We start from the raw sequence: 23,098 nt of genomic DNA, 5'->3' as shown, positions 1-23,098 counted from the left end.
TGTTAAACATCGGCGTTTATGTTTTAGTTAATCACTTTCACTCAAGCGCAACAAAGGCAACAAATTAAGAATACTCGTGTATTAGCAAACTCACGCCACCGTGTTTTCAGATTATTGTAGTCTTAGCACAACGCTATACCCCTGCGCCACAGAGCTCATACCTTTTATATTGTCTTTTGTATCTTGTGCAATGACTTTTTTGTGTGAATATCCCCACTCCAGCTTCGAACATAGCTTATCAATGAGTTTTAAGCCTATTCCAAAACCGCCATCTAACTCACTATTTGGCGTTACCGATAAAGAGGCACTTTCGTCTTGCTCTATGCCACCTTCTTCATTAAGTACGGTAAGCGTTGCACCTGAAAGCGTGATAGTGACGTTACCTTGCTGAGTATGCTGGTAAGCGTTTCGAATTACGTTTCCAATCACTATTTCGCTTGCGGTTTTAGGCAGCATTAATTCACATTCATTCAGGTGCAATTGCACATTCACATTTTTGCCTGACAGCAAATACATTAAGTCTTGGCTAAGAGCCTCAACCATGGCTTTTAGATCAACGTTCTCTTTAGGCAGCGCAGTCTCTTCATTTCTTCCTAGCCAAAGTAAAGTTTCTGTCAAATCCGCCATGGTTTTTGAGGCGTGATCCACCCGCGCTAGAGCGTTGTTGCCTTTGGTATTCCCACTATCTAACACTCTATGCAGCAAAGCCGCACTGCTTCTAATAACGGCAATAGGCGTTCTAAGCTCATGGCTGGCATGATTAACAAACTCCCGCTCTCGGTTAAGCGTAGTGCGTACGTTTTGCAAGCTACCGTGAATTATCGCTGCGAGCGCGTTAAGCTCTTTATAGCGAAACTCAGGAATAGGCTTGTCGAGCTCTTTCTCATCAAGAGAGGCTGCCCAGCGTTGTAATGATTCTATGGGACGAGACACGCTGCGCATTAAAAATAGAAGCGCGACAGAAAAGGAAATAAGTGCGACAAAACCTACAAAAGCACTGTAGATAACATGGTTAATTCTAAAGTGCTTTTGACCATCTGAGGGCGGCGCTCGGAACACTTGGGAAACGTATCGAAGCCTTCCATCATCCAGAGGGACCAACACAGCAAAATGCGCCGAAACTGGGCGAGAAAACCAATCTGGCTTATTGATATCTTTTAATAGGGTATATGGCTCAAAGCGCTCTTTGGAAAAGATTTGCTTCACTTCATCAGGCAGGTCATTGTAATGAGCATAAACATGTAAATCGAGGATCTGCGCATGATTGCGGTTATCAAACTCGGTACTGTTTGCGGCCCTTATCATGGTATTTCTGAGCATGCCGTCCATACCATCGAAAAAGCTATCGCTACTCTGTATAGAAAACAACACAATGACTATAGTCGCTAAACTTAGCAACGACCATAAGACATAACGTCTTAAGCTGATGCGAAGGCCGTTTACCATTGGTCAGTGTCCTTACTTTTATTTGACGACAAAGTGTTACCCAAGCCCTCATTTGCCATTTGATCAGCTTTTAAGGCAACACAAAACCCTGTGCCTGGTACGGCTTTAATTTCTATGTTTGTCTTAGCTTGAGCCAACGATTTGCGCAAATTGTGAAGGTGGACTTTTAGCGCATTACTTTCGGGCGCATCCTCTCCCCACACCGCATCGAGTAAACGCTCCCGTGGCATAACCTTTCCTTGCTGCTGCAATAAGGATTTTAGCAAGGTAAAGCCAGTAGGACTTAGCTTAATAGGCGTGTTATCAACACTTGCCACTTCGCTACCTAATTCTAAGCTCACATTCCCGAAGTTTAGCCTTTTCACTTGCGATGAGCGCCTGTGCGCCAGCACTGAAACTCGTGCAACCAGTTCAGGCATATCAAAGGGTTTTACTAAATAATCATCGGCCCCTTTTTGAAACCCTTCTAACTTGTTTTCCAACTGGTCACGGGCCGTCAGCATAATGATAGGCGTATCGTTGCCGTCACCGCGTACTTTTTCGCATACGCTTAAGCCATCAAGTCTTGGTAAATTGATATCTAATACTAAAACGTCATACGGATTAGTTTGGATAAACGTTAGTGCTGCCACGCCATTAGCAGCGTGGTCGCACACCATATTTTCAAGTTCTAAATAGTCAATGATATTGCCGGCTAGGCCCATATCATCTTCCACTAGTAACACGCGGATCATTAACCGTACTCTCCGTTAAGGGTTTGACCAAATACTTTGCCATTAAACGGCTTACATCTTCATAAATTAACAGCAATGCCGGAATTAATAAAAGCGTGATAAGAGTGGCAAACAAAATACCATAACCCAATGACGCCGCTGCCGGAATGAGGAACTGCGCTTGTACCGACGTTTCCCCTAGTATGGGGTATAAGCCTACAAAGGTCGTAATTGAGGTTAGCAGTACCGCGCGCAGGCGGCTGGTGCACGCTTCAATTACTGCCGCATTCACAGGCATTCCGTCTTCGCGTAAAGCGTTGAATCGTGAAACTAACAACAAGCTATCGTTTACTACTACACCGCTAAGCGCCAATATGCCGTTTAACGACAGTAGGCTTATCATGAGGTCATTTGACCAGTGCCCAAGAATAGCTCCCACGATACCAAAGGGAATTGCAGTCATAATAATGAGCGGCTGCACATAGGATTTAAGTGGTATTGCTAATAACGCAAAAATAGACAATAAAGCGAGTATGAACACGCTTTGCATTGAGCTTTGTGTTTCCGCTTGCTGCTCGGCTTCACCGGCAAAATAAAGCGATAAATCTTGGTATTGACGTTCTAACTGGGGTACAAACTCACTATTGAGATAGTTAACCAATTCTGTAGAAGTAATAACATCGCTATCCACCGACGCACTTACCGTTAAAGCGCGCAAACCGTCTATACGCACTACCTGTTTTTCTTGTACATCTTGAATAACATTCGCCACTACGGAAAGTGGTACCACAGTGCCATCATCTAGGCGCACTTGGGTATTCATCACATCCGACGGGTTCATCCTATCCTTTTCAGGGTAACGTACCCGCACTTTCACTTCGTTTTTATCGCGCAGGTAGCGCTGAACAATTTCTCCGCCGAACGCTTTTAACAGCTGCTGCGATAGGCTTTGGGTATTTACCCCCAAGGCTCGTCCTTCAGGGGTAAGTTCAAAGCGCATCATGGCTTCGCCGGGTGTAAGTGAGCTTTCTACTGCATATACGCCATCAATATTGTTAAGCACTTGAACAAAGGCGTCATTCGCCGCCGTTAAGGTATCGTCGTTAATGCTTTTTATTTCAACATTAAACCCGTCTACCATTTCTCGTCGAGAGCGTATTTTTAAGCTTTTTACGCCTTCTAAACTGCCGGTTAAGGCATTCCAGCGTGCAGACAACTCATCCAAAGAATACGACGAGTTTTCATCAAGTGATATAGTGATTGTGCCACTTTGGTCGCCACTCGCCGTTACTTGTAAACTACTAATACCGCTTTCACTAGTGCCATTTTCTTGGATTAGCTGGCGATCTGCTTCAAGCGCATTTTTCTCTAGCAGCATTAAGTTGCGTTCGTTCTGCCCGTAGCTAGCATCACTATAAAGGGACATATTCGCCGAAACAGTATCACCTTGCATGCTGGGGAAAAAGCTTACACGTACAGCGCCCGTTAGCGGTAAACTAACAACCAAGATAAAAAGCGCGATAAACAATAAAACGGCTGCATAGCGGTAGGCTACAGTGACCTTCAACAAGCGTTGATAGACTCGGTAGTTAAACCATTGAAGTCCACCATCCGCTTTTTGCTGCACTTTATTCCACAGGCCGCCTACCCCCTTTCGGGTTTTCTGTTTGGTTGGCAGGTGGGCTAAATGCGAGGGCAAAATGAGCTTTGACTCCACCACCGAGAGCAGTAAACACAAAGTAACAATAGTGCCAAACTGCGAGTACAAGGTACCTAAGCCGCCAGATACGTTCGATAGCGCGAAGAAGGTTGCTACCGTGGTCAACACCCCAAACAGTGTGGGCACCGCCACTTTATGCGTACCTAAAATGGTATTATGTAACGTATCGCCATGCTGTTTTCGCGTGGCGTAAACGCTCTCTCCTACCACTACGGCATCGTCTACCACTATGCCAAGTGCCATTATAAAGCCGAACGTGGTCATCTCGTTTAGCGTCATTCCCGTGTAGCTATCGGTCATGAAGTACAAGGTGCCGAAGAAAATAAACGGCAAGCCAGCCGCTACCCAAAATGCCACACGCAAATTAAGAAACACAGCAAGGGTAACAAACACCAACACAATCCCCATTAGTGCGTTACTAGTGAGCAGTTCCAAACGCTCGGTAATAAGCGTGCTTTTGTCATACCAGGTTTCGAGTTCGACACCTTGAGGTAGTAAACCTTTATCATGCCACGCATCCACTACCTCGTGGGCCTGCTGCACCATTTTCGTTACGTCGCCATATTCATCCATTAGCACCTGAATACCATATCCATTGGTTCCGTTGTAACGAGACAAGTGATAGCTGTCATCGGCAAACATATCGCGTACCGTCGCCACATCGCCAACGGAAAGTATTACGCCATTCGTATCGGTAATAAGGGGAATGTCAGCAAAATCCTTCGCCCAATAAGACTGTTCAGAGGCTTTTAACCGAATTACTTTTTCTTTGTTACGCAAACTGGTTGTAAGGGCGGTATTAGACTCTTGGTTTACCGCATCTGCCACATCAGATAGCGTTAAACCATAGGCCTGAAGCTTACCCTCGTCTATTTCAATAGACATCATGGGGTCGACAAAACTACCCGCGCTGACCTCCCGAATATCCTCTTCGACCAGTAAATCGCGCTCTAATTGCTCACCCAAGTACTGAAGCGTAGCGTGGTCGACATCACCGTAAAGCTGCACCCAAATAGCATGCTCTTGGCGGCGCGCTTTGCTGATCACTGGGTTTTCAGCATCCGACGGGAAGTTAGAAATACTGTCTACTTCGGTTTTAATGTCGTTGAAAAGCATGTCTAGATCGTATTCGGTTTCCTTTTCCACCTGCACACTGGCGCCGCTGGCATTTGAGGTAGACGTGATTCGCTTTATACCGGGAATGGCCTCTAGCGCAGTTTCAATTTTGATGGCAATGCCTTCTTCGGCTTGCTTGGGGTCACCGCTATCATATGTCATTGATATGGTAACAAAGCGTGGCTCCATGCTTGGAAACGCCTCTTTGCGGATATCGTTCAAGGAGACTAAACCCAGCACGATAAGACTGACCATCAGTAAATTGGCCGCCACCGAATTTTGTGCAAACCAAGCGATAATTCCCCGAGGACTTTTCCCATTATGTCTATTACTTTTAGGCTCTTCGCTGCCATCAAAAGGCCCGCCGTTTCGGTTATTTGTCATTGGCTTGCCCTCCCGTTTGCCCTTCTACAACAGGCTTAACTTTCGTGTTGATCAGGTAACTGTTTAAAGGGCGCGCAACGACCATCGCTTGGCGAATTTCCCCTTCAAGTTCCGGCTCGGCTTCACTGCCCGTATTGCTCCCAGACTCATTGGTAATGTCGCCAGCAATATCACTCGCCTTAGGTGGAGTGATGTAGGCATAGCTATCGCTTTCAAAAAGCACTGAGGGAGTAAACTTCGCTAGCTGCCCGGTGGCCGGCATTACCAACCATACTTCTTGTTTTTGTGAAATGGCAGAAGCCGGTAGCTTCCATACATTTTCGAGCTGCCTTCCTTCAATTTCTGCCTGCACAAAGCTGCCGAATAAAAGCGGATTTGCTTGATCTAATGGCTTTTCAATAACCGCAATAGCGTTGCGCTGGCGCGTTGTATCGCTTTGATGCCATTCAGCTCGAGCGATATTGGCACGCCATTTATTGCCTGTGGTGGTATCGGTCAGGGTGACCGACCAATTAAAAGTAGCATCACCAGAGAGCTGCGCTCCAGAAACCGAAGGTAACTGAGTCCATTGGCTCGGAGACAGCCCTATAGCAACCTCGGCAACATCAGCAGAATAAAGTGTTGCAACAGCACTGCCGGCCTGAACAAAGCTTCCCTGCGCTATATCACGGCTCACCACCACAGCATTAAAAGGTGAACGTAATGCTGTAAAAGCTAAGTCTCGCTTTGCAGAGTTTACCGTCTGCTGGGCTTCATCCAAGGTTGCTTGCGCGGCTTCTAGCTGTGGCTTTCTTAATACCAATGCGGATAGTGGCTCACCGTCAAGCCCTGAACGTGTCCACTCGTCTTTAGCTTGCATCCCCTGTAAGCGCTCTTCTTCTAGGCTTACTACAGCGGCTTGATAAGTCGCATTAGCACTTGCTAATGCCTGCTGATAGCTGGTGTCATCAATGCGCGCTAAAATTGTTTCACTTTCAACTAACGCGCCAGTCTTAAAAGTTGATGATACGTGAGTAACTTGCCCGCTAACCTGTGCGACTAAGCTCAAGCTATCTTGAGGAACTACCTGACCATACCCCTTTACTTTGGCCTTGTAGCTGTCTGTGGTTACGTTGATAACCCCAACTTGAGCCAGTTGAGAGTCGGTACTTTGTTCTCCTTTTGGCGCGCGATAAGTAGTGCTATCTGCAGATGGCCTTTCACCTGCCTCTTTAGCTACTTCCGTTTCGCTTTCTCTGGGTGGACGACGCATAGCGTTTTCAGCCAGTTCGCCTTTAAGAGGCTTTTCACCGCCTGTCGGCCTCATTGTTGAAGCGTCACCTTTTAATTGCTCAGTATCATCAGGTAATGGCGAAGCTGGCGGGGTTGATTCAGAGGCCCCTTGCGGCCGAGCGCCAGGATGCTGAGCCCCCATGTTCATCATGGTATACATGACTGCCAGCGCAATACTCGCAGCAGCGATTAAGGTTACGATAATTCGTTTATTTCTCATTGCGACACTCCAAGGCCAAGAGCCAGGCCTAAGTCAATTCGGTTTTGTAATTTTTGGGCGTGAAGCTCAACTGCCTGAGCTTTTAAGTCAAAGCGCGTGTTATACACAGAAAGTAAGTCCAAAATATCAGCAAGGCCTTGTCGATATTGACCTTCAACAGTAGCTACACTGCGCTCTGCGTTAGCAAGCGCCACATTTGTATGGCCAATTCGCGCGCTGTAGGCAGTTTCACTATCCAGTGCGTTTTGGGTTTCCTGCACCGCAGTTAATAGCGTTTCGCGATACTGCCACCAAGCATTTGCTGCGGTAAGTTTTGCGTCTTCTACTTGCGCCCTTAATGCGCCTCCCTGAAAAAGAGGTGTCGTCATCTGTCCAAGCAATGTCCATACAGGGTTTGTAAACAAAGCTTGAGAAGGCGTAGAGGCACTGTCAGATAGCGATGCAGACAGGCTAATGCTTGGCAGCAGTGATTTATAGGCCACATCAACTTCAAACTCTGTTGCTTGTATCGTGTAGAAGGCCGCCTGAAGGTCAGGTCTGCGGGCAAGGTCTTGTTTTGGCAAATTAGCAAGCGGCAACAGGATATCTGGAAAATTAACCTGCGTATCAAGGGCGCTTAGCGATTGGTTTTGTCTGCCTAGGAGTACTGCCAATGTGCGCTTTGCTGATGACAGTGCATTTTCATACAGGGCAATAGATGCACGGGTATTTGCGCTGCTTGTACGCGCGGTATCTAAATCATCTAGACTTCCAAGCCCGGTGCGATAGCGCGTTAAGATCACTGCTTCATTGTTTTCTAGTACCGATAACCGAGCCTGTTCGATATTTAGTAATTGCTGTTGAGTGAGTACATCGATATAGCTTCTTATTACGCTGGCAACCAGTGAATCTCTGGCGGATTGATAGCTGGCTCTGGCACTCGCGGCATCTAATTTTGCAGCACTTATGCCATCGCTAATTTTCTGCCACAAATCTAACTCCCAACTAACGTTTAAACTTGCGCTATAGCTTGGGTTGTTTAGCTGATTACTTGTATTTACGTCCGTACTAGTAGTAGATGAACTGCTGCCTGTAGTTTCACTTTTTGTTGACGAAAAGCTTGCGTCAATATTTAGATTTCTGTCTGCTTTTGCACTATCAATGGCAACTTGTGCTTTACGAAGCGTGATTAACGCCTGCTGCAGACTTGCATTGGAAGACAAAGCTTCATCAATAAAATCTGCTAAATGCGGAAGCTGATTGAGGTCTATGACGTCGGTTAACCCAGTGTCTGAATTCAACACTAGGGTTTGCGCTGAAACCCGTTGCTGTGCTTGGGACTGCCACACAACATCATTTCCCGCTGTAAGGAATGCTGATTCGCTCAACCTTCTGTCATCAGTACTTGTGCATGCAAACAATAAAATACAAAGGGTAATACTATTTACCGTCAGTTTTATCTTACCCATTACTTATGCCTATTGCTTGGCGCATAGCTTACTTTTTAAGGCCTATACGCAACTTGTTTAAATTAACTGACGCTAGTATTTCAAACGCAGGGTTAAGGCAGGGTTAAGGCATGAGAAAGTGGTAAGAAAAAGAGGAGAAAGGCATGAAAAGGCTTAGATCAAGCCCAGAGTAAGTCGAATAAAAAAGGCCAGCGTCAAGCTGGCCTAAGATATTGATACAATAGCTATTTAATGAATTAGCTATTTCCAGCGAACGCTACCGCTTATTCATCATCTTCAACTAGAGTCATCAATGACGTGTTGCCGCCTGATGCCGTTGTATCAATACTGATAGTTTTTTCGGTCATCAAACGCTGAATAAGGTTATCGTTATATTCCGCGGTAATTACCGGCAAAATAGCCCCTTCACGAGAAGACAGCATGGCCGAGATTCTCGCCGTACGTTCAGTACTCGAATCCACTACAACACCCGATAAATCTTCATCCATCAACAGGGTATCTAAGTGGGCAAGGCGCGCTACTTGGAATAAGCCTTTTGGTGCGCCTGTCGATTCAAATTTGTTCTGAATTTCTACGGCTTCATCATAGAAGATTTCAGACACAACTGACACTACTGGGTTGCCGGTTGAAAGTGCTGTTACAACAGAGAGTAACCAATATTCAAAGGTTACTTCTTTATCGGCAAAACATACCAAGATACCGCGCGGCTCTAGGTAAAGTTTGTTCGACTCACCTGTTGGCCCCGGCAGAACTTGTGGTTTTGCTAACTTGCGCTCAACGCTGATCAGCTGCTGACGCGCCGTCGCAAGTGTACGGTTTAAGTCGTCGGCTAGCTCGTCAACAATGTCTACTTTCGCAATTTTCGCTAGAAGTTGGCGTACCATAGAGATCCGGTCGTTCAACGGCGTATGACGCCACTGCACTTCCACTGCCTTTGCTCTATCCATCATAACGTGTGCACGTTCGGCAATCTTTTCATCACCTACAAGTGCAGTATCAGTACCGTCTATATCATCAATATGTGAAGGCTTAGGCGTAGCACGCTCCATCATCAAGCGAGACAAATAGTTAGGACCACCTGCTTTTGGACCCGTACCAGATAACCCACGGCCACCAAACGGCTGAACACCAACGATAGCGCCAATGATATCGCGGTTAATATAAACGTTACCTGCGCGACTTTTCGCTGCAATTTCATTAGCACGCTCTTCAATGCGCGAGTGAACACCCATTGTTAAGCCATAGCCCGTGCCGTTAATCTGCTCAAGTACGCCATCAAGCTCTTTCGACTTGAAGCGTACAATATGAACCACTGGACCGAATACTTCCTTTTCCAACACATCAATGTTCTTGATTTCATACAAAGTCGGTGGGAAGAAGGTACCGTTTTCGAATTGTTCAGGCAATGGTGAGCGATAAAGCAGCTTTGCTTTATCTTCCATTGCTTTTTGATGGTCTGTTAGGCTTTTAAGTGCCTTCTCATCGATAACAGGGCCCACATCGGTTGCTAGCTGCGTGGGGTCGCCTACTGTTAACTCCTTCATTGCACCAATAAGCATTTCAGTAAGGTCATCTGCGATCTCTTCCTGTACATAGAGCACACGAAGCGCAGAACAGCGCTGACCAGCACTCTGGAAGCCTGAGCGGATGACATCGTCAACGACCTGCTCTGGCAGTGCCGTCGAATCAACAATCATACAGTTTTGACCGCCCGTTTCTGCAATAAGCGGTACCTGTTCGCCTCCGCGCTCTGCAAGCACTTGTGAAATCAACGTACCCGTTTGCGTTGAGCCCGTAAACATTACCGCTTTAATGCGCTCATCAGGCAATAAGGTTTCACCCACTTCTTTACCTGGCGATACGATAAGCTTTAATGCATCTTCCGGTAAACCTACCGAGTGCATAATGTCGATCGCGCGCTGTGCAACAATGCTTGTTTGCTCAGCAGGTTTAGCAATAACCGTATTGCCCGTTGCTAATGCCGCTGTAACCTGTCCAAGGAATATGGCCAATGGGAAGTTCCATGGGCTGATGCAAAGTACTACGCCACGAGGCTTTAAGCGCTGGTCTTCAGCAAGCTCTTCAGCGCGCACTGCATAATAGCGACAGAAGTCTACCGCTTCACGTACTTCATCAATGCTGTCTTGCGCAACTTTACCCGCTTCGCGCATACAAATGGCAATAAGCTCAGCCATATGGCGCTCAAGCGCATCTGCCGTACGATTCAGAATCTCTGCGCGTTCGCTCACATCACGCTTAGACCAGGCATCAAAACCTGCATCAGTGTCATCTAACGCTTTACGCATTTCATCGGGCGTTGCGTAGTGGTGGTAGCCCACAATATCGTTGTGATCTAGAGGGTTTACAACAGGTGTAGCGCCTGCAGGAATGTCGCCTTTTGCTTTGTAGTAATCCTGCCAGCGTTCAAGTTCATGTTTGAGTGCCGTTACCGCATTAGTGTCGGTAAGGTCTAAACCGCGCGAGTTGTCACGCTCTGGCGCATACAGCCCACGTGGCGTTTTAATTAACTTGTTATAACGCACCTTCAACCGCTGCGTTTTCTCTACTGGATCTTCAAGCAAGGCTTCAACTGGCTTTTCATCATCAACAATAGCGTTAACGAATGATGAGTTCGCACCATTTTCAAGAAGACGGCGTACCAAGTAGGCCAATAGATCTTCGTGTTCACCAACTGGCGCGTACACGCGACACTGAATTTTATCTTCGGTCACCACCTGATCGTAAAGGGTATCGCCCATACCGTGCAGACACTGGAACTCGAAACCTTCTTTGTCATCGCCAGCAAGCTCAACAATAACAGATGCTGTGTAAGCATTATGCGTAGCAAACTGCGGATAGATGGTATCGCGGTACTCAAGTAAACGGTTCGCACAGGCGTGGTATGACACGTCAGTTGATGACTTACGGGTAAATACAGGAAATTCTTCAAGACCCGCCTGCTGAGTAAGCTTAATCTCAGTATCCCAATAGGCGCCTTTAACCAAACGCACCATTAGCGGGCGACCTACCTCTAGGGTAAGCTCGCGTAAGTGTTCAATAACGTGGATTGCACGTTTTTGGTAAGCCTGCACAGCCAAGCCAAAGCCTGTCCAGCCATTTAAATCTTCGTCGCGGAATACGGCTTCGATGATATCTAAGGAAAGTTCAAGGCGGTCGGCTTCTTCCGCATCTACCGTTAAACCAATATCGTATTCCTTCGCCATCATACACAGCGCTTTTAAACGCGGCGGTATTTCTTCCATGGCGCGTTCGCGATGAGAAAATTCAAAGCGCGGATGAATAGCAGAAAGTTTTACCGAAATACCCGGTGAACGCTTAGGCCCACGACCATTGGCCGCTTTACCGATAACTTTAATGGCTTTCACGTATGCATCGTAGTAACGCTCAGCATCATGCATGGTACGTGCGCCTTCACCTAGCATATCGTAAGAATACACATATCCTTTGGTTTCTTTCTGTTTGGCGCGTTCTACCGCGTCTTCAATGGTTTCGCCCATAACGAACTGACGGCCCATAACGCGCATAGCAATATTCATTGCACGGCGAATAACAGGTTCCCCTAAGCGGCCAAGGGTTTGTTTTAACAAGCCAAACTGTTCTTTCTTGCGCTTGTCGGCATAGTTCACCATATTGCCCGTAAACAACAAGCCCCACGCCGATGCGTTAACAAATAACGACTCTGAATTCCCCAAGTGAGGCGTCCACTGTCCTTGCGACAGTTTGTCACGAATAAGCTCATCTTGAGTAGCTTTGTCTGGAACACGCAGCAAGGCTTCAGCCAAGCACATCAATACCACACCTTCTGCAGTAGATAGCGAGTATTCATTCAATAGTGCGTCAACGCCACCGTGACCTTCTTGTTCACGACGAATTTGAAGCACCATCTTTCGTGCGCGTTCCCATGCGCGACTTCGTGCACGCGGGTTGACCTCGGCAATAGGAAGAATTTGATCCACAGCCACCGACTCACTAATGCGATAGTAGTCTCTTATGCGCTGGCGTAGGGGTGAAGTTGTATGAAGTGTGTCGTTAATGAGCATTGCAACCCTTTCATAGAAATAGCTGTAACAAAAAGCGTTCCCGCCGTGTAAGACTGCCCACGGTTACATGGAAGCGGCTAAAAAACAAGCAAAGTCGAAACCCTGCGTTGACCTATCGTTCTTCTTTTAACTTCATACTTTTGGATGAAGATCACGACGGAGCCAAATTTGGGCGGATAGTAGCACACAAAAATGCTCTGCCAAGCCCCTAGCAGCAAAGTTTTTCGGGATTCTATGACAAGCTACGTACTCACTACGTTAGATGACATTTTTCAACCTTTCGATATCACATTAAATTTGACTAAAACCCGGGTTAACAGACTGGTGGTATAGCCCATGCTATGCATTTAATAAAATGGTCTATTCTTAATTGCAATTAACTGCGGTTAACAAAAAAGCGTCTACACTTTAAAAAAAACAAGAAGACAAAAAAGGTATTTGCAGATGTGGTTAAGAAAATTCAGTTTAATTCAACGACTGGGCATCATCGTTGCCCTTTTAACGTTGTTATTTGTACTTCTTACTGCAGTTGTCCTAAACAGGCACTACGAAGCTTTGAAGCAGAAGTCTTATGACGAAAATCAGCACTTGGTTGAAGTGGTTCACACTATGCTAGGTAGCTTCGAAGCACGTACCGACGTTGACGAAGCAACAGCTAAACAACAGGCACTACAAGCGGTGAAAGCGCTTAGGTATGACGGGAGTAACTATTTTTGGATACAAGACCAAACACCATCCATGGTCATGCACCCCATAAAGCCAGCGCTCGATGGCAAAGATCTCAGGACATTCAAAGATGGAAACGGCAAAACTTTCTTTATCGAGATGGCGCAAAAAGTCAAAGCAAAAGGTGATGGCTTTGTTGATTACGTCTGGCCCCTCCCCGGCGAAGAAACACCTACGGACAAAATTTCCTATGTTAAAGAGTTTAAGCCGTGGGGCTGGACTGTTGGTTCAGGCATATACCTTACCAATCTCGAAAAAGAATTCGCTCACCTGAGAAACCTAATCATTGTATTTTGTTTAGTGAGCATTGTACTGATTGTGTTACTGGTATATGTGATAGGCGGTAGCATCGTAAAACCTGTTCAAGAAGTCACTGAGCGAATGAAAGACATTTCTCAAGGAGAGGGCGATTTAACGCGTTCCCTTCCTGAAACAGGTCAAGACGAGATAACGCGTTTGGCACGCTATTTCAATGAATACACGGATAAAATGCGCCAGTCACTATTAGGTATCCGTGAAAATATTAGTTCGCTCACCCAGCAGGCAGAATTAGTCGAAACATCCAGCCAAAATAGTAATGCGCAAGCCCAAACGCAAAACGAAAACATGCTGCAAGTTGCCGCAGCGATGGAAGAAATGACAACACAAATTAACGACGTGAGCGGCAATGCAGAATCTGCGGAAAAAAGCACCATTGGTGCTCGCGGTAACGTTCAAAATGGCGCGTCGGTGGTCGATAGCACGGTACAGGACATACGCTCACTCACTTCGGACATCGAAAGTGTGAGTACGGTTGTTACAGAACTTGCAGCCCAAACAGATAGCATTGGCGCTGTACTTGACGTGATCCGAGGCATTGCAGAACAAACCAACTTGCTCGCCCTTAATGCCGCGATTGAGGCTGCCAGAGCTGGCGAGCAAGGAAGAGGCTTCGCTGTAGTAGCGGATGAAGTTCGTACTTTGGCAAGTCGTACTGGACAAAGCACCGACGAAATTCAGGCTATGATAGAAAAGCTGCAAAGTAATGCTAAAAGCGCTGTAGATGCGGTAAAAGTAAGCCAGTCAGCGTCAGCCAAAACCGTGGACAACGCGATTCAAGCCAACCAAAACCTGCAAGAAGCTGACCGCTTAATGACTGAAATTGCAGATATGAGTAGCGAAATTGCGCGGGCTACCGAGCAACAGGCGGAAGCCGCAACAGAAGCGAATATGCGAATAAATGCGTTGTCAGGGGCTGCTGACAGTAGCTTAAAAACAGCAGATGAACTGGCGGCTGCAAGCCAAGCACTTAAAAGCAGTTGCTTAGCAATTATGGATATAGCAAACCGTTTTAAGCTGTAAACATTTCGAACGCGGCTTAGAGAACCCGTGAAGCAATTCGCGCGCGTTCAGGCCGCTTACACCTTTCTTTATATCCTTCCTTGCTTTAACTCAAACTTTAAATGCGATTGTTTTCGATACTAAGAACGAAACTTTGTAGCATTTAGACGCTCTTAAACCATCAGTGGTAAGCTCTGCCTGTGGAACAAAAGGTCTGAGTGCATTACACTCAGAAGCACATAAAGTGGCCGAGTGCCGATTTCTTCTAGGTAATCGGCTATGCTATCGCAATTTGGCAATGGCTTAAGCGCTTGTTACGTTAGACGCGCATCAAATCAAGGAGTTGAATATGAGTAGTGGTTCTAAGGGGAAGCCTATTTTACTATGGGTTGCCGGTTTTTTTGTGTTGCTATTCTTGGTGTACTTTTTGTTCGCCAACACCATTATAAAATCTATTCTTGAGTCAAAATTAGGGGAATCATACGGCGCAGAAGTGAACATCGACGAGTTCGACCATTCTCTTTTCCCCACTACCGTTACGCTGAAAGGCATCGCGCTAACCAACCCAACCAAACCGTCACATAACCAAGTTTTTGTGGGTGAAGCGAATGCGGACGTAGAGTTAAAGCCACTGCTTGATGACCAGGTTATTGTTAATAACTTAAACCTACTTAATGTACAGTTTGATACTGAGCGTGAGTCTGAGGGTGAAGTGTATCGCGTTCCACAACGCTCCCTATCGTTTGACGAAATTAAAGCAAAAGCCAAAGAAGCCGTGCCTTCGGTTGACGAGCTTCTTGCTCGAAACCCACTAAAAACCACCGCCGCCATTGAAAATGCAAAGACTGCTTACGAAACTTATGGCAAAGGTTTGAAAGACGACTATGAATCTTTACCTGATAAATCGCGCATTGAGTACTACAAAACACAGGTCGCTCAGCTAAAAGAAACGGATTACAAAGACCCTCAAGCGTTGGTTCAAGCCAAGTCAGCATTCGATAAACTGAAAGAAGAAATGCAGGCAGACCGCGCGATTATCAGCAACTTCACTGAAAAGGCTAGCGATGCAAAACAAGCTTTAAGTGAAAGTGTTGAAGCACTAAAAAAAGCACCACAAGAAGATTACGCGTTACTAAAAGGGGTGATTGCTGGCGACCAAGCCGCCCTTTCTCAAGTGACATATTTTGTGTTTGGTGACAAAGCGGCGGAATACACTGAGTATTTAATGGCCGCAATGCAAATTGTTATGCCGCTTATTCAGGGTGAAGAAAAAAGTGAAGCACCTGCTGAAGTGCCCTCAATTTTAGTAAAAGAGGCTAATGTCTCTGTACTATGGCAAAACGAATCTATCACGAGCAAGTGGAACAATATCACTAACGTTCACGAAGTATTTGGTAACCCAACCACCTTTACTATTGAAGCGGCTGGCGATTTACTAAAGTCGTTTACCTCTAGCGGTGAGTTTTGGATTGATGGTGAAGGTGTTGATGCTAGCCAAGTATGGGAGCTAGCCGGCGTAAATATGTCTGACATTTCGTTTAGTGGCAATGAAACGCTTAATGCCGTGCTCAAATCTGCGTTAATGAAGACTAACGGGTCGATGAAGGTGACTGACAATATGCTTACCGGTACCGGCGAAGTCGACCTCCAACAACTTGTCATGGAAGCAACTGGCACCAGTGATATTACCAGTGCTATCGCTCAGGCATTGCAAACACTAACCAGCTTGAACATGACTATGCTGCTTGATGGTACCCTTTCGGATCCTGGCTTTAATATCAAGTCTGACCTTGATAATAAGTTAGCTAAGGCGGCGCTTTCCCAGCTAACTGACAGCCAGAAAGACAAACTTGATGAATTAAACAATAAGCTCAATAGCATGATAAGTAGCGAGCAATCACTACTGTCTGGTGAGCTCGTTGACGTTAACAGTATGCTAAGCGCAGCTCAAGGCGACAGTGCAGCCTTACAGGAACTACTTCAAGCCCAGCTTAACAACGTTGTTGAACAGCAAAAAAGCAAACTGTTTGACAAATTGAAGGGTAAATTTGGTCAGGGCGAATAATGCACCTTTGACTCGGCGCTTCTTCGCGGCATAATAAGACACGGCAGAGGCACAGCGCCTCTGCTTTTTTCCGCTTAACCATATTGTCAGGTGAATCTGTGTTGCAAGGTAAATGGCTTCCCATTGTATTGATAGTGCTGCTTGGTCTATTGCAATACAGGCTATGGTTTGGAAAAAATAGTATTCCCGATTATTTCAACCGAAAGCAAGAAGTTCACACTCAAGCCCTTCAAAACGCCAATCTAGCTCAGCGCAATGCATTACTAAAAGCTGATATCAGCGACTTAAAAATTGGTTTAGAAGCCATTGAAGAAAGAGCGCGTAACGAACTCGGTTTAATTAAAAAGGGAGAAACCTTTTATCGTATTTTGCCCGCAGATTCTAAGTGAAGAAAATGACATCGCCCCGCGTTGTTGCGGTTATACCCGCAGCCGGAGTTGGCAGCCGTATGCAGGCTGACCGCCCAAAGCAATATCTAACCCTAAATGGTAAAACTATTCTTGAACACACGATCGACGCGCTACTACAGCACCCGCTGATCGATGATGTGATTGTAGCGATAAGCCCAGATGACGCGTATTTTGATGAATACCAGCTACGTGAAAAGCCTATTCACGTTGTAGATGGCGGAAAGGAACGCGCTGATAGCGTATTGAACGCTCTTATGTCACTTGGTCAGAACGATTGGGCACTAGTCCACGATGCGGCAAGGCCTTGTATTGAGGCAAACGATATTTCCGCACTGCTTGAATTAATCAATAGTGAAGACGTTTCTGGCGGCATTTTAGCAACGCCGGTTCGTGACACCATGAAGCGGGTCAAACCTTCAACTAATGTTATTTCTCATACTGAGGACCGAGACGGCCTTTGGCACGCGTTAACGCCGCAGCTATTTCCAGCAAGGTTACTCAAGCGCGCCCTTCAAAATGGTTTATCACAAGGTGCGAACATTACAGACGAAGCATCGGCAATGGAGCTGGAGGGCTATACGGTTGCCATGGTGAGTGGAAGTCCGGCAAATATAAAAATAACCCATCCCGCCGACCTTCCTTTGGCAGAATTTTATCTTAAACAAAAATTTAGCGCGTCATGCGATAACTCGCATAACTACAGCGCAAAAAATCAAAAGGCACAATCATAATGCGAATTGGACACGGATTTGATGTACACAAATTTGGCGGCGAAGGCCCCATCACAATAGGTGGTGTAAACATCGACTATGAACAAGGACTATTAGCCCATTCAGATGGTGACGTATTACTTCACGCACTATGTGATGCCATGTTAGGTGCAGCCGCACTAGGTGATATTGGAAAGCATTTCCCCGACACTGACGACGCTTACGCGGGTGCAGACAGCCGCGTGCTGTTACGTCACGTAGTAAAGGTAGTAAAAGATAAAGGCTATAAGCTGAGTAACGCTGATATGACCATTGTGGCGCAAGCACCTAAAATGGCGCCGCATATTGCTGCTATGCGCGAGATTATTGCCGACGACTGCAGCGTCGCGCTTGACGACATTAACGTAAAAGCAACAACCACTGAAAAGTTAGGCTATACAGGCCGTAAAGAAGGCATTGCCTCTCACGCCGTTGTTCTACTGGAAAAATTATGAAGCCTTTACACACTGACCACTGGCAGTACTATTTCACAAAGCCTGTATCCACCGGTATTTTTAAATTCCAAGCCGACGACTTTCAAGTTGTCGAGGATTTGGGTTATACACCCTGTGGTGAAGGTGAACACCAGTTTGTATTTATTGAAAAGACCAACACCAATACCGCGTTTGTGGCCGAACAACTAGCGCGCTTCGTTAACCTGCCACTACGCCAGATTACCTATGCAGGTCGCAAAGACAAATACGCAGTAACGCAGCAGTGGTTTGGTATTCACGCCCCAGGCAAGCCAGATTTCGACTTCAGCAACTTTGAGCTGGAGGGCGTTAAAGTGCTAAAGCAAATGCGTCACAATAAAAAGCTGCGTACGGGCCAACTTAAAGGCAATCACTTTACAATTACTCTGCGTCAGGTTTTACACCCAGAAGCTATTGAAGAGCGTTTGCAAGAAATTGCAGAGCACGGGGTACCTAATTACTATGGCGAGCAACGCTTTGGTGTAATGCGCTTAAATGATATGGGTGAGGTACAGCGCGGCGGGAATCTGGTAATGGCCGAACGCATGGTAAATGGCGAAACCATTAGACACCGCAACAAACGTTCGATGGCGTTGTCTGCACTGCGCAGTTGGTTATTCAATGAAATGCTTTCGGCTCGTTTGGAAAAGCAAGCATTCGATAAGGTACTAAGCGGCGATGCATTGGTGCTCTCAGGCTCCAACAGTTTTTTCATTCAAGAAGACGATGACGGCTCAGAACAACAGCAAGATGCACAACGTCGTTTCGATGCAAAAGATGTGTGTCCATCGGCTCCACTATGGGGCAAAGGAGACCTTGTTACGCAAGCTGACACACTCGTTTTAGAACAGTCCGTTGCAGAGCAAAATAGTGAAGTTATCGACTTTTTGAGCCAATGCGGCTTTGAACAAGAGCGTCGAGCGGTAAAAATATGGCCTTCACAGCTTGAATGGCAGAGCAAGGGTGATACATTTACTATCTCATTTGCGCTTCCAAGCGGCTGCTTTGCAACCTCAGTCCTTAGAGAGTGCGTAGAGACCTTATCCCCCATTAATCGGGTTTAACAGTATTGATAAAAAAGTGTGGCGCGCAACAGACTTAACCTCGCGTAGCTGTGAATAAAAATAAAGGAAGTACGCAACATCATGAGAGCTTCTAGAAAAGGAGACGCGTTAGCACAACTGCTTTATAACGAGGGAATACGTTCGCAAGCAGTATTGAACGCCATTGCTGGTACGCCGCGGGAAATCTTTTTACCCGACGCGCTGAAACATAAGGCCTATCAAAATACGGCACTGCCGATAGGCCAAGGTCAAACTATTTCGCAGCCTTATATCGTTGCGAAAATGACTGAGCTGCTGCTCGATAGCCCTAATAAACCCGAGAAAGTACTAGAAATCGGTACGGGTTCGGGTTATCAGACCGCTATTCTTGCGCAGCTATTCGCCAAAGTATTCAGCGTTGAACGTATAAAATCATTGCAATTCCAAGCGAAACGTCGAATGAATCAGCTCGACCTTCACAATATTGCAATGAAACACGGCGATGGTTGGAAAGGTTGGGCGTCTAAGGGCCCTTACGATGCCATTATTGTCACCGCCGCCGCTGCAAGTCTTCCACAGGATTTGTGCGATCAGCTGAAAGAAGGCGGACGGTTGATTATTCCCGTAGGTAACGAACAACAGTCGTTACTGTGTATTGATAGGATTGAAGGGGAACTTAAAACATCGACCATTGAATCGGTTCGATTTGTTCCTCTTGTAGCAGGAGAGCTAATGTGAAGCTTTTTGAGCCGTGTTATGACATGGCGTTACGCTGGGCGAGGCATCGCCACGCAACCAAATATTTAGGTGGGTTAAGCTTCTCAGAGTCGGTGTTCTTCCCTATTCCACCTGACGTTATGCTGGCTCCTATGGCGCTATCACAACCTAATAGAGCATGGCAGTTTGCCTTCATTACTACTGTTGCGTCTATTTTGGGTGGTATTGCGGGCTACTGGCTTGGATACTTTGCTTTTGACGCTTGGCTGGCGCCGCTCATAGAAAGCTGGGGGTATACCCATAAAATTGAAACTGCAATGCAGTGGTTTAAGGACTACGGTGTATGGGTGGTTTTTCTTGCTGGCTTTTCGCCTATTCCCTATAAAATCTTTACTGTGAGTGCTGGATTCTTGCAAATGGCTTTCTTACCCTTTGTACTTGCATCAGCTATTGGTCGAGGCGCCCGCTTCTTTTTGGTCGCAGCGCTCATGCGTTGGGGTGGTGCAGCCATGGAACAAAAGCTTAAACAGTATGTAGAAGTGCTTGGATGGACTGTCGTCATTCTTGCCATACTCGCCTATTTACTACTGCGATGACATGCGTATACCCAATATTCACATAGGAATTTTGTTATATATTTGTGTACTCATTGGGGGTTGTGCAGGAAGAACTGCGCCTGCCCCTGTTGTTTTATTAAATAGCCAAGTGTCAGACGGAAGCGAGGAATACACAAAAAAAACCTATAAAGTACAACGCGGCGACACACTTTTCGCGGTAGCTTGGTACACCGGAAACGACTATCGCGACTTAGCAAAATACAACGCATTATCAGCCCCTTACACTATATTCCCAGGCCAAATTTTAAAGGTAACACCACCTGCAAATGTAGCTGTACCTCCCATTAAAACTGAGACTAAGACCAAGCAGTCAACAACTCCGACCACCTACAATGTAGACAAAAGTTTGGTTGACCGCCCATCACCACAGGCGTATCGTGAAAGTGAAAAAGTTGTTAACCCACAAAATGTTACAACTGTCAAGAAGCCGTCAAAAAGCGTCAAAAAACAAACGCCAACGAGTTTCCCAAGTAAAGTTGAAAAGTGGGTTTGGCCAGCAGAAGGTAAGCTAGTTGGTACTTTCAGTAAGTCTGAATCAGGCAACAAAGGAATTGATATCGCTGGTGCTAAAGGCAGTAAAGTCGTCGCAGCAGCGGATGGAAAAGTTGTTTACTCAGGGAGTGCCTTAAGAGGTTACGGTAATTTAGTGATTGTTAAACACACCGATACGTTCTTAAGTGCTTACGCCTACAACGACACTATTTTAGTGAAAGAACGAGAGTGGGTGTCGGCAGGGCAGCAGATTGCAACCATGGGTGATAGCGGCACAAATTCGGTAAAACTTCACTTTGAAGTTAGGTATAGAGGGAAATCATTAGACCCTTTGAAATATCTGCCATTATTAAAATAATAATAATAAATAATAATAAAAAAAGACAAAGGAGAAACGTCATAAGGTAAACCTTGTAGCAGGAGATTCATGATGGGTAAGTCAAATAAAGCCTTGGAATCAAAACCGCAAGATGACTTAGATGTCATCGATATGCCAGCTGATATGAAAACTGGCGAAACCTTAACTAACGACGCTGACCTAGAAAATGACGATGCCATTTTCAGTCAGGACGACCAACCTAAAAACCTAGATGCCACACAGCTTTATCTAGGCGAGATTGGTTTTTCACCACTGCTAACCGCAGAAGAAGAAGTTTATTTTGCGCGCCGCTCACTGAAAGGCTGCGAAGCCTCTCGCAAACGAATGATTGTTAGCAACCTTCGCCTTGTTGTTAAAATTGCTCGCCGTTATAACAACCGTGGTTTAGCACTTCTCGATTTAATTGAAGAAGGTAATTTGGGTCTAATCCGTGCCGTAGAAAAGTTTGATCCTGAACGCGGATTTCGCTTTTCAACGTATGCAACCTGGTGGATTCGCCAAACTATCGAGCGCGCTATAATGAATCAAACGCGTACGATACGTTTACCAATCCACGTAGTCAAAGAACTAAACGTTTATCTACGTGCTTCTCGTGAACTTTCACAAAAGCTTGACCATGAGCCAACTGCAGAAGAAATTGCGGCGGCGCTTGATAAGCCAGTGGAAGATGTAACAAAGATGCTTCGTTTAAATGAACGCATTACCTCTGTCGATACGCCTATTGGCGGAGAAAATGATAAAGCGCTCCTCGACATTATTGCTGATGAGAAGGAGTTTAGCCCTGAAGAGAGCTTACAAGACTCAGATATCAAAAGTAATATTGTAACTTGGCTTGAAGAGCTTAACCCTAAGCAGCGCGAAGTACTCGCTCGCCGTTTTGGTCTTATGGGATATGAGCCTTCAACCCTTGAAGATGTGGGTGCAGAAATTGGCTTAACACGTGAGCGTGTTCGTCAAATTCAAGTGGAAGCACTTCGCCGTCTTCGCGATATGCTGGGTCATCAAGGTCTTTCATTAGAGAACTTATTCGACCAAATGAAGTAGCTACTACTCATAATGCAGAGTAAAGCTAAAATGCCAGTGTTGTGACGCTCTTAAACAAGCGTTTCAACACTGGCATTTTTTATTTTAAATTTAAAGCAACCTAGCAAGTTTCTACTAGTTCTGACTATATTAGTTTCTCTCAAGCGTTACAAAAGTATAATCATGCGCATTCTTTTCATCGGCGCTGTGCGCTTCCCGCGATACTTCAGTCCAAGTTGCTGCTGCTTCATAATCCGGAAACTGGGTATCTCCCTCAACAGTTAGGTCGATATGAGTAAGGTACAAAATATCCGCTTTATCTAAAAATGACTGATAAATAGTACCGCCACCAATAATCATTACCTCGTCATTTTCGCCACTGTTATTACTCAACGCTTTTGCTACTTCAAATGCTGATTCCGGCGAGTCCACTACTGTAGCATCCGATAAGCTATAGTCAGCATTACTCGTAATCACTATATTCGGCCTACCCGGAAGCGCCCTACCGATTGATTCGTAGGTTTTGCGCCCCATGATAACTGCCTTGCCCAAGGTGATAGCTTTAAAATGCTTCAAGTCAGCGGGTAAATGCCACGGCATATCATTGTCTGCACCGATAATTCTGTTTTTTGCCATAGCAGCAATCATCGCTATTTTCATTTTTTACACCTTCAGGCTAAGTTCTAATTCTTCAAGGCGAAGTA

The 23,098-nt window shown here is 45.8% G+C and carries 17 protein-coding genes; 10 read left to right on the top strand and 7 right to left on the bottom strand.

The genetic code is table 11. From position 1 onward, the window contains the following. Positions 1-111 precede the first annotated feature (111 nt). The 6 genes from ACXAGV_RS08975 to putA form a co-directional block, all read right to left on the bottom strand. The gene (locus tag ACXAGV_RS08975) at positions 112-1,446 is read right to left on the bottom strand and encodes a sensor histidine kinase (RefSeq protein WP_474872958.1); all 1,335 of its coding nucleotides are present in this window, start codon (positions 1,444-1,446) and stop codon (positions 112-114) included. Further along, on the bottom strand, positions 1,440-2,180 hold the full coding sequence (locus tag ACXAGV_RS08970) for a response regulator transcription factor (RefSeq protein ID WP_474872957.1): 741 nt from the start codon (positions 2,178-2,180) through the stop codon (positions 1,440-1,442). Before ACXAGV_RS08970 ends, ACXAGV_RS08975 begins: the two co-directional genes overlap by 7 nt. Continuing rightward, complete coding sequence (locus ACXAGV_RS08965; protein ID WP_474872956.1) at positions 2,152-5,379, bottom strand: efflux RND transporter permease subunit; 3,228 nt, start codon at positions 5,377-5,379, stop codon at positions 2,152-2,154. The genes ACXAGV_RS08970 and ACXAGV_RS08965 overlap by 29 nt, the downstream gene beginning before the upstream one ends. Continuing rightward, positions 5,369-6,871, bottom strand: a complete 1,503-nt coding sequence (locus tag ACXAGV_RS08960; protein ID WP_474872955.1) for an efflux RND transporter periplasmic adaptor subunit — start codon at positions 6,869-6,871, stop codon at positions 5,369-5,371. The genes ACXAGV_RS08965 and ACXAGV_RS08960 overlap by 11 nt, the downstream gene beginning before the upstream one ends. Further along, on the bottom strand, positions 6,868-8,319 hold the full coding sequence (locus tag ACXAGV_RS08955) for a TolC family protein (RefSeq protein ID WP_474872954.1): 1,452 nt from the start codon (positions 8,317-8,319) through the stop codon (positions 6,868-6,870). Before ACXAGV_RS08955 ends, ACXAGV_RS08960 begins: the two co-directional genes overlap by 4 nt. Before the next feature lie 263 nt (positions 8,320-8,582). Then, the gene (gene putA, locus ACXAGV_RS08950) at positions 8,583-12,380 is read right to left on the bottom strand and encodes a bifunctional proline dehydrogenase/L-glutamate gamma-semialdehyde dehydrogenase PutA (RefSeq protein ID WP_474872953.1); all 3,798 of its coding nucleotides are present in this window, start codon (positions 12,378-12,380) and stop codon (positions 8,583-8,585) included. 444 nt (positions 12,381-12,824) lie between these two features. On the opposite strand from putA, the gene ACXAGV_RS08945 reads away from it, so the two are divergent. From ACXAGV_RS08945 to rpoS, 10 genes are all read left to right on the top strand, one after another. After that, positions 12,825-14,447, top strand: coding sequence for a methyl-accepting chemotaxis protein (locus tag ACXAGV_RS08945; RefSeq protein ID WP_474872952.1), 1,623 nt, complete (start codon positions 12,825-12,827; stop codon positions 14,445-14,447). A 328-nt stretch (positions 14,448-14,775) separates the two neighbouring features. After that, entirely contained in the window at positions 14,776-16,491 is a 1,716-nt protein-coding gene (locus ACXAGV_RS08940) for a TIGR03545 family protein (protein WP_474872951.1), read from the top strand. Positions 16,492-16,589: 98 nt separating this feature from the next. Next, positions 16,590-16,880 (top strand): cell division protein FtsB, encoded by a 291-nt coding sequence (gene ftsB / locus ACXAGV_RS08935; RefSeq protein ID WP_474872950.1) that lies wholly within the window; start codon positions 16,590-16,592, stop codon positions 16,878-16,880. A gap of 5 nt (positions 16,881-16,885) precedes the next feature. Then, positions 16,886-17,632, top strand: a complete 747-nt coding sequence (gene ispD, locus ACXAGV_RS08930; protein ID WP_474872949.1) for a 2-C-methyl-D-erythritol 4-phosphate cytidylyltransferase — start codon at positions 16,886-16,888, stop codon at positions 17,630-17,632. Beyond that, entirely contained in the window at positions 17,632-18,105 is a 474-nt protein-coding gene (gene ispF, locus ACXAGV_RS08925) for a 2-C-methyl-D-erythritol 2,4-cyclodiphosphate synthase (RefSeq protein WP_474872948.1), read from the top strand. Before ispD ends, ispF begins: the two co-directional genes overlap by 1 nt. After that, the gene (gene truD / locus ACXAGV_RS08920) at positions 18,102-19,187 is read left to right on the top strand and encodes a tRNA pseudouridine(13) synthase TruD (RefSeq protein ID WP_474872947.1); all 1,086 of its coding nucleotides are present in this window, start codon (positions 18,102-18,104) and stop codon (positions 19,185-19,187) included. Before ispF ends, truD begins: the two co-directional genes overlap by 4 nt. A gap of 81 nt (positions 19,188-19,268) precedes the next feature. Continuing rightward, positions 19,269-19,904 carry a protein-L-isoaspartate(D-aspartate) O-methyltransferase gene (locus tag ACXAGV_RS08915; RefSeq protein WP_474872946.1) on the top strand — a complete coding sequence of 212 codons (636 nt, stop codon included), beginning with the start codon at positions 19,269-19,271 and terminating at the stop codon, positions 19,902-19,904. Beyond that, the gene (locus ACXAGV_RS08910; protein WP_474872945.1) at positions 19,901-20,479 is read left to right on the top strand and encodes a YqaA family protein; all 579 of its coding nucleotides are present in this window, start codon (positions 19,901-19,903) and stop codon (positions 20,477-20,479) included. Before ACXAGV_RS08915 ends, ACXAGV_RS08910 begins: the two co-directional genes overlap by 4 nt. A 1-nt stretch (position 20,480) precedes the next feature. Next, positions 20,481-21,350: a peptidoglycan DD-metalloendopeptidase family protein gene (locus ACXAGV_RS08905; RefSeq protein WP_474872944.1), complete on the top strand. Its 870-nt coding sequence runs from the start codon at positions 20,481-20,483 to the stop codon at positions 21,348-21,350. Positions 21,351-21,422: 72 nt separating this feature from the next. Then, positions 21,423-22,415: an RNA polymerase sigma factor RpoS gene (rpoS, locus tag ACXAGV_RS08900; protein ID WP_474873245.1), complete on the top strand. Its 993-nt coding sequence runs from the start codon at positions 21,423-21,425 to the stop codon at positions 22,413-22,415. Between the two features lie 129 nt (positions 22,416-22,544). On the opposite strand, the gene folA is transcribed toward rpoS, so the two are convergent. Beyond that, complete coding sequence (gene folA / locus ACXAGV_RS08895) at positions 22,545-23,042, bottom strand: type 3 dihydrofolate reductase (protein ID WP_474873244.1); 498 nt, start codon at positions 23,040-23,042, stop codon at positions 22,545-22,547. Positions 23,043-23,098 lie beyond the last annotated feature (56 nt).

Source organism: Alteromonas sp. ABH4_453 (assembly GCF_056160665.1).
This window is presented reverse-complemented; position numbering and strand designations above follow the sequence as displayed.